This is a genomic window from Aeribacillus sp. JST-2 (assembly GCF_056032925.1).
In genome coordinates, this window is sequence record NZ_JBVVUU010000001.1 from 6797 (window position 1) to 21768 (window position 14972).

Sequence of the window (14972 nt, forward strand, 5' to 3'; positions counted from 1 at the left end):
AACAGCAGAAGTATTGATCCGCGGATTGGAACGAGGGGATTTTAAATGGAGAGACGTCGTTCATGAAAATGAAAAAAGGAACCGTTAATGTTTCGCTGTTAAAACTGGCATAGATGGTGATGATTTCATGCGGAAGTTGAAAATTGGAATTACTTGTTACCCATCCGTGGGGGGCTCGGGAGTTGTAGCGACGGAGCTTGGAAAAATGCTTGCAGAAAGAGGGCATGAAATTCATTTTATTTCCTCAAGCATGCCCTTTCGATTAAATAAAGTCTATTGCAACATTTATTTTCATGAAGTGGAAGTGAATCAATATTCAGTGTTTAAATATCCGCCGTATGATTTGGCGCTGTCAAGCAAAATGGCGGAAGTGATCGAAAGGGAAAAATTAGATATTTTGCATGTCCATTACGCTGTTCCACATGCTGTTTGCGCTTACTTGGCCAAACAGATGGTGGGCGGAAAAATTAAAATTGTCACAACTCTGCACGGAACAGATATTACAGTTTTAGGATATGATCCGACATTGTCCATCGCCATAAAATTTGGAATTGATGCTTCCGACAGGGTAACAGCCGTATCGAAAGCGCTGGTAGAGCAAACGTATGAACTTTTAGAGACTGAAAAAAAAATTGAGACTGTTTATAATTTTATTGATGAACGGGTTTATCAAAAAAAACATTTGCCATCATTGAAAAAAGAATTCGGCATTCAGGCCGATGAGAAAGTGATCATTCACGTTTCCAATTTTCGCAAAGTGAAACGTGTCCCGGATGTTGTAAAAGCTTTTCATCTTATTCAGCAAAAAATCCCCGCAAAGCTTTTGCTTGTAGGGGATGGGCCTGAAGTAACAGTCGTGTCAAAACTTGTCAAAAGTCTGGAACTTGAAGACAAAGTGCTGTTTCTCGGCAAGCAAGACAACTTGGATCAATTATATTCCATCAGCGATCTATTGTTTTTGCTGTCACAAAAAGAGAGCTTCGGGTTGGTCTTATTGGAAGCAATGGCTTGCGGTGTGCCGTGTATCGGAACGAGAGTCGGCGGCATTCCTGAGGTGATTGAAGATGGAAAAACCGGCTACATCGTGGAAATCGGTGATATTGAAGAAATTTCCAAAAAATCAATTCAACTGCTTGAAGATCAATCCCTTCATAATGAAATGTCGGAAAATGCTATAATGATTGCCCGGGAAAAGTTCCATTCGGAAAACATTGTGTCAAAATACGAACGTATGTATTATGAACTGCTTAGTGAAGGTGTTTAGACATGAAAGGTGAGTTCTTGCAAGCTCTTCCGATAATTGAAACAATCCAAGAGAATGGATATGAAGCTTATTTTGTCGGGGGCTCCGTCCGCGATTTCCTCTTGGGTCGTAAAATAGGCGATGTAGACATTGCAACGTCGGCAACTCCGGATGAAGTGCAAAAAATGTTTCCAAAAACGATTGATGTCGGTAAAAAACACGGAACCGTCATTGTACTTTTGAATGGCAAATCGTATGAAGTGACAACATTCAGGACGGAAGGACAATATGTCGATTACCGGAAGCCGCAATATGTTCGTTTTATCCGCTCATTAAAAGAAGATTTAAGACGGCGCGATTTCACCATCAATGCCATGGCGATGGATAAAACAGGGGAAATCATTGACTATTTTGGCGGAAAGAATGATTTAAAAAATCGGGTCATCCGAACGGTTGGCAATCCTTATGAACGCTTTTCCGAAGATGCGTTGAGAATGTTAAGAGCGCTGAGATTTGTCAGCCAGCTTTCATTTCAATTAGAGGAAGAAACAAAAAATGCCATCATCCGCTGGAACCCATTGCTAAAGGAAATTTCCATTGAGCGGATCACAAACGAGATGGAAAAACTTTTCGCCGGACAGTCATCCAATCAGGCCATCCGCTTGTTGGCAGAAACGGATGTATACCGTCATCTGCCAGGAATAAGCCATTTGCAAGATCGATTGTTAAAGATAACCGACTATCCTTTGCAGCAATTAACAGAACGGGAAGATTATTGGCTTTTTTTAACCTATATGTTGAAGATAGAAGATGTCCGCATGTTTTTACAGCAATGGAAACTTCCAAAAAAGCTTATTCAAAACGTTGCTTTGCAGCGTGAACGTCTTTCTGTTTTGTTGGAAAAAGGGTGGACGAACTATTTATTGTATCAAGCAGGGATTGATTCAGCTCTTCAATTGGAAAGAGTCAAACAAGTTTTGCAAAAAGAAAAAAATGTTTCTGCTTTTCAAACACTCAAAGATCAATATATCAATCTTCCGATTCGCTCTAGGACGGATTTAGCCATAACAGGAAAAGATATTCTTGACATCATTGAAAAAAAACCAGGGCAGTGGGTATCTAAATATTTACAAATAATTGAAGAGCACGTACTAAATAGGAAATTAGAAAATGACAGCGGAAACATAAAGGAGTGGCTGATCCATTGCAATCAGAAATTAGACGAAAATTGCTAGAAGCTTTTTCTAAAGCGGAGGGCGGATTTGTTTCTGGACAAAAAATTAGCGATCTGTTAGGTTGCTCCCGAACGGCTGTATGGAAGCATATAGAAGAGCTTAGAAAAGAGGGGTTTGAACTCGAAGCAGTTCGAAAAAAAGGATACCGCATTCTCAAGACGCCTGATAAAATCACCGCAAATGAAATTCAATTAGGGCTTGAAACAAAAACGTTTGGCCGCCAAATTGTTTATTACGATTCAGTTGTTTCGACTCAAAAAATAGCTCATGAACTGTCACAGAACGGAGAAAAAGAAGGGACAATTGTTGTGGCTGACGAACAAACAGGCGGAAAAGGGCGAATGGCGAGATCGTGGCACTCCCCAAAAGAAAAAGGGATTTGGATGAGCATGATCGTCCGTCCGAAAATTCCGATCCACAAAACGCCGCAGTTGACGTTGCTGACGGCTGTTGCTTTAGTGGAAGGGATTGAAGAAGCAACTGGACTTCAAGCCAGCATTAAATGGCCAAATGATGTATTGATCAACGGAAAAAAGGTTGCCGGTATTTTGACGGAACTGGTCGCCGAAGCGGATCAGGTGCATTCCGTCATCATCGGCATCGGCATAAACGTGAATCAAAGGTCAGAAGATTTTCCTGATGCTATTCGTTCTACAGCTTCTTCAATGGCTTTGCAAAAGGGGGAGCCGATTCATCGCGCTACCGTCATTCAAAAGTTTTTGAAGGCGTTTGAAAAATGGTATGAAACATATTTAAAACATGGCTTCAAACCGTTAAAACTCATGTGGGAAAGCTATACAATCAGCCTGCATAAAGAGATTCGCGCCAGAACATTAGCGGGAACAATTGTTGGCAAGGCGCTCGGCATCAATGAGGAAGGGGCGCTTTTAATTGAAACTCCCGAAGGAACCATTGAAAAAGTATATTCGGCGGATATCGATTTAAAATAAACATGATCGGATCGAAAATTTTTGTTATACTTAACATGAGCAAAAGGGCAGTATCTTCAATGAACTGCACCAAAAATCTTTGTGATATTTTGACAGTTTAATCTGCCTTGATCCAATCGGACTGGGACAGAGGGAGAATGAAACCGATAAATGGATACGTTTTTTCATCCTTCTTTCCTGGAGAAAGAAGGATTTTTCACATCGGTCAATCCTTCCCTCTGAAAAAAAAACGGGAGGGGATTTTTATGAAAACAAAAACTGATTTTCTGCAAATGAAAAAAAAACGTGAGCCTATTGTCATGTTGACTGCCTACGACTATCCATCGGCAAAGCTTGCCCAACAAGCTAATGTTGATATGATTTTAGTCGGTGATTCCCTTGGAATGGTTGTTTTAGGATATGATTCGACTGTCCCGGTGACGGTCGAAGATATGATTCATCATACAAAAGCCGTGAAGCGGGGGGCTCCCAACACGTTTATTGTGACGGATATGCCGTTTATGTCCTACCACATTTCTAAAGAAGATGCGTTAACAAATGCCAAAAGAATCGTGCAAGAAAGCGGAGCGGATGCATTAAAGCTGGAAGGTGCTGTTTTCGATATTATCTCCCTTCTTACCAATGCGGGCATCCCTGTTGTCGCTCATCTTGGATTAACCCCGCAGTCTGTTGGCGTGTTAGGTGGCTATAAAGTGCAAGGAAAAGATTTGAAAAGCGCGCAAAGGCTGCTGGAAGATGCCAAAAAATGCGAGGAAGCGGGCGCCCTCGCGGTTGTTTTGGAGTGTGTGCCTTCTCAACTGTCAGCAAAAATAACAAATGAGCTGTCAATTCCAACCATTGGGATAGGAGCTGGAAAAGATACGGACGGGCAAGTTCTTGTGTTTCATGATGTGATAGGTTACGGCGTCGAAAGAGTCCCGAAATTTGTCAAACAATATGCTGTGATCAATGATGACATCAGCCGGGCGATTAATCAATATAAAGATGATGTAAAAGCGCGCCGTTTTCCAACGGAGGAACACTCATTCCATATGGACGAGAATGTCGTTTCAGGATTGTATGGAGGAAGAACAGAATGAATATCATCACAACAATTGAACAAATGAAACAAGAAATCCGCAGCTTGAAAAAAGCAGGGAAAACGGTGGGTTTTGTCCCAACGATGGGCTATTTGCACGAAGGACATTTAAAATTGGTGGAGCGGGCAAAACAGGAAAATGATTTTGTGGTCTTAAGCGTTTTTGTCAACCCATTGCAGTTTGGACCTAGCGAAGATTTTGCCACATATCCCCGAGATTTGAAGCGGGATGAATCGTTGGCAAAGGAGAAAGGTGTCGATTTCCTTTTTGCGCCAACAACAGAAGAAATGTATCCAAAAGAGCCTGCTGCAACTGTTAAAGTGTCTAAGCGGGTTGATGTTTTATGCGGGAAATCACGCAAAGGCCATTTTGACGGGGTAGCGACTGTTTTAACAAAGCTTTTTCATATTGTTTCACCAGATCGTGCATATTTCGGCTTGAAGGATGCCCAGCAAGTTGCTGTCGTATCAGCTTTAATTGAAGATTTGAATTTTCCTGTCGAACTGGTGGCCGTTGAAACCGTAAGAGAAGAGGACGGCTTGGCGAAAAGCTCGAGAAATATCAGGCTTGACGAACAGGAGCGAAAAGAAGCGCCCCATTTATATCAATCGTTGTTAATCGCTAGAGACATGATTGAAAAAAATGATTACCAGCCAAAGGAAATCATGGAAAAAATGAGAGCGTATTTGGAGAAAAATACAAGTGGTGAAATTGATTATATAGATATTTTAACGTATCCTGATCTGGAACCGGTCAGCTCGTTTCATGGCAAAATCATCGTTGCGCTTGCCGTCAAATTTAAACAGGCACGATTGATTGATAATATTATCATCGATTTGGATTAAAAAGGAGGGTCTTCGATGTATCGGATTATGATGAATGGGAAAATTCACCGGGCAAGAGTAACGGAAGCGAATTTACATTATGTTGGATCCGTCACGATTGATCAAGACATATTAGATGCCGTTGGAATCCTGCCGAACGAAAAGGTGCAAATTGTCAATAATAATAACGGAGAACGGTTTGAAACGTATGTCATTCCCGGTGAAAGAGGCAGCGGAGTCATTTGTTTAAACGGTGCGGCGGCAAGACTTGTCCAAGTCGGTGATGTGGTCATTATCATTTCTTATAAAATCGTTCCGGAAGATACATTGGACAAACATAAACCGACTATTGCCATCATGAATGAAAAAAACGAAATCGTTGACTTGATTCAAGATGAGCCGGCAAAGACGGTTCTGTAAAGGTAAATGGGCCAGGTCCTGATACCCGCCTCCAACCAAAAAGGGCCTTGGCCTTGTTTCTTTCTTGCCTTCATTACGTTTTTCTTATCGAAAAAAAGAGGAGCAAATGAGCGATTCACTCCTCATAAAAAAGGTGTGGACTAGGAGAAATTTTATTTAGAGAAAGCTGCAAAAGCTGTTATAATGGGAACTGAGTACAACAAAAAATTGTTGTGATTTTATTGTTTCCGCACATGTTTGAACTATGAGTTACAATTTTTGCTTGATGAAGGAGGATTTCTGCCATGGATAACAAGATTGAGGTCATCTCATCTGTAAAAATAGAACACTCAGATGAATTATATAAAATTGTCGATCTTCTCAATCGCACATTGAAAAGAGAGCATTTAATGTTTGGGCTGGCTCTCGATCACGAAGATGCAACAAAAGCGGTTTTTACGATATACCGTACGTAACGGTGATCGAAAATGAAAGGAAAATTTATCATTTCAATCATTTGTTTTCTTCTTTTGGCAACAGCTTTCGTGACACACATTTATACAAGCGCTGAAGAAGATAAACGAAAAGGACATCATACCGCAAGCGAGATCGCCCAAAACAACGGCTTCGAAAAAGTTGACAATATTTCGACTTATCACAGCAGGCATACGTATTATGTCGTACAAGGAAAAAATAAAAACGGAGAAAAAATCATTGGCTGGATGAAAAAAGGAAATGACAACATACTTGTGAAAAAAGCAGATGAAGGCTTGTCAAAAAAAGAAGTCCTGCAGCTTGTACAAGAAGTGGCGGGTGAAAAGCCGAAAGAAATCAGGAAAATAATGTTAGGTTTCGATGATTCAAAACAGCCGACATGGGATATACCGGTTTGGGAGGTACAATTTATTGACCAACAAAACCGTTATACATATTTAATCGTAAGTTTTACAGACGAAAGAGTTTATAAAATTTACAGCATTAAGCAGTAAGAAAGGGGCACTTTGACATGAAATTAGCAAAACGCGTTTCCACTTTAACACCATCATCGACACTGGCCATCACTGCCAAAGCGAAAGCTTTAAAAGCGGAGGGGCACGATGTGATTGGTCTTGGCGCGGGGGAGCCTGATTTTAACACACCTGAGCATATTTTAGAGGCTGCGATCAAAGCAATGAAGGAAGGACATACAAAATATACGCCGTCCGGCGGGCTGGCGTCGCTAAAAAAAGCCATTATTAAAAAATTTCAGCAAGATCAAGGATTGGATTATCAACCGTCGGAAATTATCGTCTGTACAGGAGCCAAACACGCTTTATATACATTGTTCCAAGTCATTCTTGATGAAGGGGATGAAGTGATCATTCCGACTCCTTACTGGGTAAGCTATCCGGAACAGGTAAAACTTGCCGGGGGCGTGCCTGTCTTCGTAGAAGGACGGGAAGAAAACCAATTTAAAGTGGCGCCTGAACAATTAAAAGAAGCGATTACAGATAAAACGAAAGCCGTTATAATTAATTCCCCGAGCAACCCGACAGGCATGATTTATACAAAAGAAGAATTGCAAGCATTAGGAGAGGTTTGCCTTGAACGAAATGTGCTGATTATATCGGATGAAATTTATGAAAAATTAACATACGATGGCCATCAGCATGTATCAATCGCCGAAATTTCGCCGCAATTGAAAGAAAATACGATTATTATTAATGGAGTCTCGAAATCGCATTCGATGACCGGATGGAGAATCGGCTATGCGGCTGGTGATGAATGCATTATTAAAGCGATGACAAATTTGGCAAGCCACAGCACTTCCAATCCGACGTCTATTGCTCAATATGCTGCGATCGCTGCCTATGAAGGGTCGCAGGAACCGGTGGAAACGATGAGAAAGGCCTTTGAAGATCGTCTGAACATCATTTATGAAAAACTTGTAAATATTCCAGGTTTTTCATGTATTAAGCCGCAAGGGGCTTTCTATTTATTTCCAAATGCGAAAGAAGCAGCGGCTAAAACAGGTTTTGATCATGTTGATGATTTTGTGAAAGCGATACTTGAAGAAGAAAAAGTAGCCCTTGTTCCCGGGAGCGGCTTTGGCGCTCCGGATAATGTAAGACTGTCTTACGCTACATCACTCGAGTTGCTCGATAAAGCGATAGAACGCATCAAACGATTTGTCTTCAATCATCAAAAATAAAACGGCAAAAAGCCGGGCTGCAACCGGCTTTTTGTCATTTGTTGAAATGAAATGATTATTCCCTGTATAATAATAGGCATCTGGGAGTTAGGCTTATGGAGGGAAAAACAGTGAAAACAACCATTTCAAATGTTCGGCAATATGTCGACAAAGAAATAACGATCGGCTGTTGGCTTGCGAATAAAAGGTCGAGCGGAAAAATTGCTTTTTTGCAGCTTCGTGACGGAACCGGTTTTATCCAAGCGGTTGTCGAGAAGTCCACTGTCGGTGAAGAAGTGTTTAAACTGGCAAAGCAGCTTACCCAGGAAACTTCTTTATATGTTACTGGAGTTGTCCGCGAAGATGAGCGCTCACCCTTCGGTTACGAGCTTGGGGTTTCTGACATTGAAATCATTTCCGAATCAGTCGATTATCCGATTACGCCAAAAGAACACGGCACCGATTTTTTAATGGATCATCGCCATTTATGGCTTCGATCAAAACGGCAGCATGCGATCATGAAAATTCGCAATGAGTTGATTCGGGCTACATATGAATTTTTCAATGACCATGGGTTTGTCAAAATTGATCCGCCCATTTTAACAGGAAGTGCCCCTGAAGGAACGACCGAATTGTTTCATACGAAATATTTTGATGAAGATGCCTACCTTTCGCAAAGCGGTCAACTTTACATGGAAGCAGCTGCAATGGCTTTCGGAAAGGTGTTTTCCTTTGGACCGACGTTTCGGGCAGAAAAATCCAAAACCCGCCGCCATTTGATTGAATTTTGGATGATTGAACCGGAGATGGCATTTTACCAGTTTGAGGACAACCTCAAATTGCAGGAACAATACGTGTCCTTTATCGTTCAGTCCGTGTTGGATCATTGTTCGCTTGAGCTGTCGACGCTCGGAAGGGATACGGAAAAACTTGAAAAAGTGAAAGCTCCTTTTCCGCGCATTACGTATGATGAAGCGGTAAAACTGCTCCATGAAAAAGGGTTCAGTGACATTTCGTGGGGGGATGATTTCGGTTCTCCTCATGAAACAGCAATTGCCGAAAGCTTTGACAAACCGGTGTTTATCACCCATTATCCGGCAAACTTAAAACCTTTTTATATGCAGCCTGACCCTAACAGGGATGAAGTTGTCTTATGTGCGGATTTAATTGCGCCTGAAGGGTACGGTGAAATTATCGGCGGTTCAGAACGAATCCATGATTATCAACTGTTGAAAAAACGCCTTGAGGAACACAATCTTGACAAAAAAGCATATCAATGGTATTTGGACCTTCGAAAATATGGTTCTGTACCCCATTCAGGATTTGGTTTGGGGCTTGAACGCACTGTTGCATGGATATGCGGGATTGAACATGTCAGGGAAACGATCCCATTCCCTCGTTTATTGAATCGTTTATACCCGTAATAAAATAAAAGCCTCCTACGTGCAGGAGGCTTCAATTTTTTGAAAAACACATGGTATACTTATGATGGAGGTGTCGAAAAATGAAAAAAGAGCAGTTTACCGCTTTACTAGAACAAGGATCGTTATCGATTCCCAACCTCCTGTTAACAACTTATTCCCGACTCGGCCTGAAAGAGGAGGAGTTTTTGCTCCTTTTGCATGTCTATGCGAATATTCAGAAAGGCCATTTTTTTCCCACTCCTAATGAACTTTCCAATCATATGTCGATTTCGGCTGCGGAATGCACAAAGCTGTTAAGAAATTTAATTCAAAGAGGGTTTTTATATATAGAAGAATCTGAACAAAACGGAATTATGTATGAAAAATATTCTTTAAAACCGCTTTGGGAAAAGCTGTATGAATTTACATTGATAACGCAGGAAGAAGAAAAAGAAAAAAATTTGTATACGATTTTTGAACAGGAATTTGGTCGTCCGCTATCGCCAATTGAATGTGAAACACTGGCCTATTGGATTGATCAAGATCATCATGATCCGGACATCATCCTTTCTGCTTTAAAGGAAGCGGTCATTTCCGGAAAGCTGAATTTTCGATACATTGATCGGATTTTATTCGAATGGAAGAAAAATGGAATTAAAACATTGGAACAAGCAAAAAAACATGCACAAAAATTTCGGGAATATCAAGTACGGCAAAAACATGCCCAGAAGGCGGAACAGGAATATAAAAGAAAAGTTCCATTTTATAACTGGCTCGAAAACCATTGAGCCAATATCTTTTTGCCTTTGCATGGAAAGGAGATGAAAAATGCTATCAAAAAAACAAGTCCGGGAATGTTTAGACCGAATTGGCGAAATGTTTCCAGATGCCCACTGCGAACTTGTTCATGACAATCCTTTTGAGCTTGTCATTGCCGTTGTATTATCGGCGCAATGTACAGATGCTCTTGTAAACAAAGTGACAAAGAAGTTGTTTCAAAAATATAAGACACCTGATGATTATTTGTCCGTGCCATTAGAAGAATTAGAGCAAGATATACGCTCCATAGGCCTTTATCGGAACAAAGCGAAAAATATTCAAAAGCTTTGCAGGATGTTAATTGATGAATTTGATCGGAAAGTTCCTGAAACGAGGGAAGAATTAATGAAGCTCCCCGGGGTGGGCAGGAAAACGGCAAATGTTGTGTTGTCTGTCGCTTTTGGCAAACCGGCAATTGCTGTCGATACTCATGTAGAACGTGTATCAAAACGGCTTGGCATTTGCCGCTTAAAAGATTCCGTCTTGGAAGTAGAGAAAACGTTGATGGAGAAAGTACCGGAAGATGAATGGGGGATTACCCATCACCGGCTGATTTTTTTTGGCCGCTATCACTGCAAAGCCCAATCACCGAAATGCGGAGAATGCCCACTCCTTCATTTATGCCGGGAGGGAAAAAAACGCATGAAAGGAAAAGAGGCAAATGCATGAGGAAAAAGAATTTCATTTGCCCACACCATTTCAAAATCCAGCCTTTTTTGACCGAGAGATCGTACGCTTAAGCCCGGACGATTTCTTTTATTTTGATCTTGTCTACTTGTCAGGGATGAATGGAAAAAAGCCTTGGGAAATGTGCGAAAAGGAATTGCCGCCGCTTTTTGTAAGATGGAAGGAAATGGCTCATGAGATCGAAAACACGATGAAAAAACCGTTTAAAACGGATCAAAAGAAAATGATGGCAGGGCTAGGACTTTTTATGGAAATTCTTTATTGGATGAACGGACAGCCGGTTCATTCTTTGCAACTGGACGAAGTAAAGAAGCTGGAAATGACTCCTGCCAATATTGCCGATCGGCTCGAGTTTATTTTGGCAAGGCCAACTCAATATCATGCATTTATTCAATTGAAGGAATTGTTTGCAGAAGCTGAAAAAATGTTTTATAAACAGCTGGCCATGAAAAAAGCCAAAAAAAAGCGGTCGCCTTAAAAAGGCGATCGCTTTTTTATGAGTGAGGTTGAGATTGCGGCTTTATTTGCCTGTTATCTTGATTACCAGGCTGCTGTCCCTGACCGTTTGAAGGTTTTCCCTTTTGGTCATTACCGGCAGGACTTTCAGGTATTTCTTCGTTCGGATTTTGCGGCTGTCCACTTTGCGGTGGGGTCGCTCCTCCTTGTTCACGTTCATCATCAGATGGCTCGGCATTTTGATTATCCTCGGCTTGACCATTGTCTTTATTGTTGTTTTCATTGCTTTCTTGGTCTTCCGGGCTCATTTCATCTGTTTGATTTTGTTCGTCATCTTGCCCATCATTTTCTACTTCTTCCTCCGCCGGAATTTGGATCATGGCGCTTGCCGGGTCGCTGCGCATATCGTCATTGAGTGCCACGACAGTGAACTGATAGACGGATCCCGGTTTGACATTTGTATAGGTATAGGATGTTTCATTCGTTGTCGTCAACACTTGACTGTTGCCACCGTCAACCGCCACGCTCAGTTCGAATGAAACGTCGGAATCGCTGTGGCTCCAGTTCAATTGAATGGCGTTCGCTTCTTGATCATATTGGATGGATAAGCCGGATGGTTTATCCAATTTATCATATTTTGTCGAAACTTTTGTCGGTTCTTCTCCGCGGACAAAGTATTCATATGTGATCATGTTTTCCGGCGTATATTTGCTTGCCAATCTCGGCGGATTGGAGCCTTTTTCAATCGCTTTTTTCACAACGCTTTTCGGCTGTTTGAAATCGGAAGAATCGCCGTTAGAAACATGTCTGATCAGTTTTCGGAATATATCTCTGGCAATTTTTTGCTCTTCTCTCGTAATGAACATTTTCTCTTCATTTTGCTCATAACCTGTCCAAACAGCCGCTGTATATTTCGGTGTATAGCCGACAAACCAGTTATCTTTCGCTGACCCTTTCGTTGGGTGATATTTTTCCTTTTCTTCTTCAGTAAAGTTAGTAGATCCTGTTTTGCCGGCAATGTTTAAACCGGGTACACGCGCTCTTGTTCCTGTTCCGCTTTCAACAACGGTTTTCAACATATCGGTGATCATAAAGGCGGTATAATCGCTCATCGCTTCAACTGGATCCGGAGATAAATCAGCCTCAGTCCCATCATGAAAGACAACCTTTGTCACTGTATGCGGCTCAATGTAGATGCCGTTGTTGCCAAACGCGCTGTATGCGCCAGCCAATTGCATCGGCGAAATGCCGTATTTAAAGCCGCCGATCGCATAGGCTTCAGAGATTTCATCAATTTTTATGCCCAATCCAGCCGCAAACGCTTTTGCTCTTTCCGGGCCAACCTCTTGGAACGCTTTTAATGCCGGGATATTTCGTGAATCGGCCAGTGCTTCGCGGATTGACATTTGTCCTTTATATTTGCGGTCATAATTGTTGATTGGCTTTCCGCTTGAGTACGTATAAGGTTCATCAACAATTTGATGGTAGGTCGACCATTTTAAATGTTCAATGGCCGGTCCATAATCCAGTATCGGTTTGATAGTAGAACCGGGCTGGCGTTTAAGGTCAACCGCATAGTTAAACCCGCCGACAGGCTGGTTTCGGCCCCCTCCGATAGCCCGCACTTCGCCAGTTGTCGTATCAATAAGAGCAACGCCGGCCTGGAAATATTGGCTAGGATAATACATTTCGTCTCCATTTAAAAGATCGTTGACATAATCTTGCGCATCCGTATCAAGAGTTGTATAAATTTTTAATCCGGCCGTGCTCGGATCGACACCGAGCTTTTTCCGCACTTCTTCAATGGATTGCTCGATGAAAGCATAATACTTATTTTGTTGTTTTTTCGGCTTTACTAATGATTCCGTCACGGACATCTGTTTTGCTTTTTCTGCTTCTTCATTCGTGATGAAGCCGTGCTTAGCCATTAAATTCAAAACAACATTGCGGCGCTTTTCGGCTTCTTCCGGATTTTTTCTTGGATTGTAAAGATCAGGATTTTTGATCATTCCGGCAAGCATTGCCGCCTCAGGAAGCGTAATGTCTTTCAAATCTTTTCCATAGAAGGCTTCTGTTGCTCTTGCGACGCCGTAGTAATTGCCCGGATAATAAATTCTATTTAAATACATTTCTAAAATTTCATCTTTTGAGTATTTCTGTTCGACCTGTAAAGCAAGCCAAGCTTCTTGAGCTTTCCTTTTTACCGTTTTATCGAGTGATAAGAATGATAGTTTTACAAGCTGCTGTGTGATCGTACTTGCACCCTCCGCCCCAAATCCTTCTTTAAAGTTGGCGATGACGGCGCCGCCAATGCGGATGGGATCAATACCGTGATGTTTGTAAAATCGAACGTCTTCTGTCGCGATAAAAGCGTCTTTTACCACTTTCGGGATGTCGTTGATTTTCACATATTCCCTTTTTTCGGAACCGACTTCACCTATTTCTTTTCCGTTCATGTCATAGATGGTCGATGACATGTTGCCTTTTAACAAATCATCATTTAATGGAGGAGCGGTGGCAGCAAAATAGGCGAAGGTGCCTGTCCCCCCGATGATGGCTGCAAGCGCCAGCAAAAGAACAGTTAATAAGAGTTTATGGAAAAATCCTCTTTTTTTCCCTTTTTTCTTCTTCTGTTGATAGGCTTTCCGTCTTTCTGCTCGAGATTTATATTGTTCACTCATGGATTTTCCAACCTTTCATTATAATGAAAAAGGCATTAATGAAAATATAATTGATCTATTATACTAATATAATCAATTCTTGGACGATAGCCAAGGGGAATGCGATATCCGTTTTCTTCTATTTCCTGCAATGATATCGATTTTCTTCCTCCATTTTTTTGCCTTTCCCAAAATGTCATTAATTTTTCTGCTTCTAAAAAAAAGATTTTATGGAGCTTGGTGAAATAAATGATCACAAAACATAACCCTTCCTGTTGAAGAACTGCTTTCATATGCTCAATTTGATGATTGTGAAAATTTTTTAAAGGAAATGACTTATTTTGCGTTTCCTTAGCTTCAAAATCAATATATCTTCCTTTGTACACCCCGTTATAATCGGTTGTGGAAGCTTGTTTAAAATAGGCCTCTTTTATGACGGCAGCGCTTCTTTTCGGATAATCGACCGAAACAATCTGCACGGGAGTTGGCTTTTTATGAATAACTGCAATACCCTGTTCCCGATAATATCTGTTTGTTTCGTTTAAATCTTCCTCTAAGGTCATTCCACGGTTTGAATGTTGCATTTCGATCGGCTTGTTCGTTTTTAATTTTGGCTGAAAAGCTTTTCCGTTCGGATAACGAATGGCCAAGCTGATCTCCTCCTTTATCTGGATGTTTCTATCTTATCAAAAAATAGATCTCTTTTCTTGAATGGAATGCCTTTCTTTTTTATAAAATTCATTCCGTATAATTTTATTAGACAGGCACACTGTCAACATTGCATCAAAAAGAAATGGAAAATGTTTTGATTGTGCTGTTTCAAACGATATAGACGAAAAAAAACAAGATAGGTTTCATTGATAGTGAAGAGAAGTTGTTTTCGCAGCCAAAAACATTGAAATGAATCGGGGATGAGGGAGAAAACAATGATAAAACGCCAGGTGGAATGCCCGGCGATGTTTAAGTGGATGGTCTATTTGGCCCTTTTAATTTTTTGTCTCCAAAACCGGTTTTTTTATCTTGCACCTGCTCCTTTTGTTTTGTTTT

Annotated in this window: 15 protein-coding genes; 13 read left to right on the top strand and 2 right to left on the bottom strand. The window is 41.1% G+C overall.

The features are described from left to right. The first annotated feature begins 127 nt into the window (after positions 1-127). The 13 genes from bshA (at position 128) to AC0KTX_RS00120 (ending at position 11287) form a co-directional block, all read left to right on the top strand. Positions 128-1264, top strand: coding sequence for an N-acetyl-alpha-D-glucosaminyl L-malate synthase BshA (bshA, locus tag AC0KTX_RS00060; RefSeq protein ID WP_474250186.1), 1137 nt, complete (start codon positions 128-130; stop codon positions 1262-1264). 2 nt (positions 1265-1266) lie between these two features. Continuing rightward, positions 1267-2478, top strand: a complete 1212-nt coding sequence (locus AC0KTX_RS00065; RefSeq protein WP_474250187.1) for a CCA tRNA nucleotidyltransferase — start codon at positions 1267-1269, stop codon at positions 2476-2478. After that, a complete protein-coding gene (locus AC0KTX_RS00070; protein ID WP_474250188.1) occupies positions 2448-3428 on the top strand; it encodes a biotin--[acetyl-CoA-carboxylase] ligase in 981 nt (326 codons plus the stop codon). Before AC0KTX_RS00065 ends, AC0KTX_RS00070 begins: the two co-directional genes overlap by 31 nt. Positions 3429-3673: 245 nt before the next feature. After that, complete coding sequence (panB, locus tag AC0KTX_RS00075; RefSeq protein ID WP_474250189.1) at positions 3674-4507, top strand: 3-methyl-2-oxobutanoate hydroxymethyltransferase; 834 nt, start codon at positions 3674-3676, stop codon at positions 4505-4507. Then, a complete protein-coding gene (gene panC, locus AC0KTX_RS00080) occupies positions 4504-5352 on the top strand; it encodes a pantoate--beta-alanine ligase (RefSeq protein WP_474250190.1) in 849 nt (282 codons plus the stop codon). Before panB ends, panC begins: the two co-directional genes overlap by 4 nt. Before the next feature lie 15 nt (positions 5353-5367). Next, complete coding sequence (gene panD / locus AC0KTX_RS00085) at positions 5368-5751, top strand: aspartate 1-decarboxylase (RefSeq protein WP_474250191.1); 384 nt, start codon at positions 5368-5370, stop codon at positions 5749-5751. Between the two features lie 284 nt (positions 5752-6035). Next, positions 6036-6206, top strand: coding sequence for a YpmA family protein (locus tag AC0KTX_RS00090; protein ID WP_474250192.1), 171 nt, complete (start codon positions 6036-6038; stop codon positions 6204-6206). 12 nt (positions 6207-6218) lie between these two features. Next, a complete protein-coding gene (locus tag AC0KTX_RS00095) occupies positions 6219-6719 on the top strand; it encodes a cell wall elongation regulator TseB-like domain-containing protein (RefSeq protein ID WP_474250193.1) in 501 nt (166 codons plus the stop codon). Positions 6720-6736: 17 nt separating this feature from the next. Then, positions 6737-7921: a pyridoxal phosphate-dependent aminotransferase gene (locus AC0KTX_RS00100; RefSeq protein WP_474250194.1), complete on the top strand. Its 1185-nt coding sequence runs from the start codon at positions 6737-6739 to the stop codon at positions 7919-7921. 110 nt (positions 7922-8031) lie between these two features. After that, positions 8032-9324, top strand: a complete 1293-nt coding sequence (gene asnS, locus AC0KTX_RS00105; RefSeq protein WP_474250421.1) for an asparagine--tRNA ligase — start codon at positions 8032-8034, stop codon at positions 9322-9324. An 80-nt stretch (positions 9325-9404) separates the two neighbouring features. Next, a complete protein-coding gene (locus AC0KTX_RS00110) occupies positions 9405-10091 on the top strand; it encodes a DnaD domain-containing protein (protein ID WP_474250195.1) in 687 nt (228 codons plus the stop codon). Between the two features lie 40 nt (positions 10092-10131). After that, the gene (nth, locus tag AC0KTX_RS00115) at positions 10132-10791 is read left to right on the top strand and encodes an endonuclease III (RefSeq protein WP_474250196.1); all 660 of its coding nucleotides are present in this window, start codon (positions 10132-10134) and stop codon (positions 10789-10791) included. Continuing rightward, complete coding sequence (locus tag AC0KTX_RS00120) at positions 10784-11287, top strand: YpoC family protein (RefSeq protein WP_474250197.1); 504 nt, start codon at positions 10784-10786, stop codon at positions 11285-11287. The genes nth and AC0KTX_RS00120 overlap by 8 nt, the downstream gene beginning before the upstream one ends. A gap of 16 nt (positions 11288-11303) precedes the next feature. On the opposite strand, the gene AC0KTX_RS00125 is transcribed toward AC0KTX_RS00120, so the two are convergent. Further along, positions 11304-13946, bottom strand: a complete 2643-nt coding sequence (locus tag AC0KTX_RS00125) for a transglycosylase domain-containing protein (RefSeq protein ID WP_474250198.1) — start codon at positions 13944-13946, stop codon at positions 11304-11306. Between the two features lie 35 nt (positions 13947-13981). Next, positions 13982-14575, bottom strand: coding sequence for a Holliday junction resolvase RecU (gene recU, locus AC0KTX_RS00130; protein ID WP_474250199.1), 594 nt, complete (start codon positions 14573-14575; stop codon positions 13982-13984). Positions 14576-14972 lie beyond the last annotated feature (397 nt).

Coding starts and splice junctions, on each gene's coding strand:
- AC0KTX_RS00100 (WP_474250194.1), top strand. CDS start 6,737: ATGAAATTAGCAAAACGCGTTTCCACTTTAACACCATCATCGACACTG.
- AC0KTX_RS00065 (WP_474250187.1), top strand. CDS start 1,267: ATGAAAGGTGAGTTCTTGCAAGCTCTTCCGATAATTGAAACAATCCAA.
- panC (WP_474250190.1), top strand. CDS start 4,504: ATGAATATCATCACAACAATTGAACAAATGAAACAAGAAATCCGCAGC.
- nth (WP_474250196.1), top strand. CDS start 10,132: ATGCTATCAAAAAAACAAGTCCGGGAATGTTTAGACCGAATTGGCGAA.
- AC0KTX_RS00095 (WP_474250193.1), top strand. CDS start 6,219: ATGAAAGGAAAATTTATCATTTCAATCATTTGTTTTCTTCTTTTGGCA.
- panB (WP_474250189.1), top strand. CDS start 3,674: ATGAAAACAAAAACTGATTTTCTGCAAATGAAAAAAAAACGTGAGCCT.
- AC0KTX_RS00120 (WP_474250197.1), top strand. CDS start 10,784: ATGCATGAGGAAAAAGAATTTCATTTGCCCACACCATTTCAAAATCCA.
- AC0KTX_RS00125 (WP_474250198.1), bottom strand. CDS start 13,946: ATGAGTGAACAATATAAATCTCGAGCAGAAAGACGGAAAGCCTATCAA.
- AC0KTX_RS00110 (WP_474250195.1), top strand. CDS start 9,405: ATGAAAAAAGAGCAGTTTACCGCTTTACTAGAACAAGGATCGTTATCG.
- bshA (WP_474250186.1), top strand. CDS start 128: ATGCGGAAGTTGAAAATTGGAATTACTTGTTACCCATCCGTGGGGGGC.
- panD (WP_474250191.1), top strand. CDS start 5,368: ATGTATCGGATTATGATGAATGGGAAAATTCACCGGGCAAGAGTAACG.
- AC0KTX_RS00090 (WP_474250192.1), top strand. CDS start 6,036: ATGGATAACAAGATTGAGGTCATCTCATCTGTAAAAATAGAACACTCA.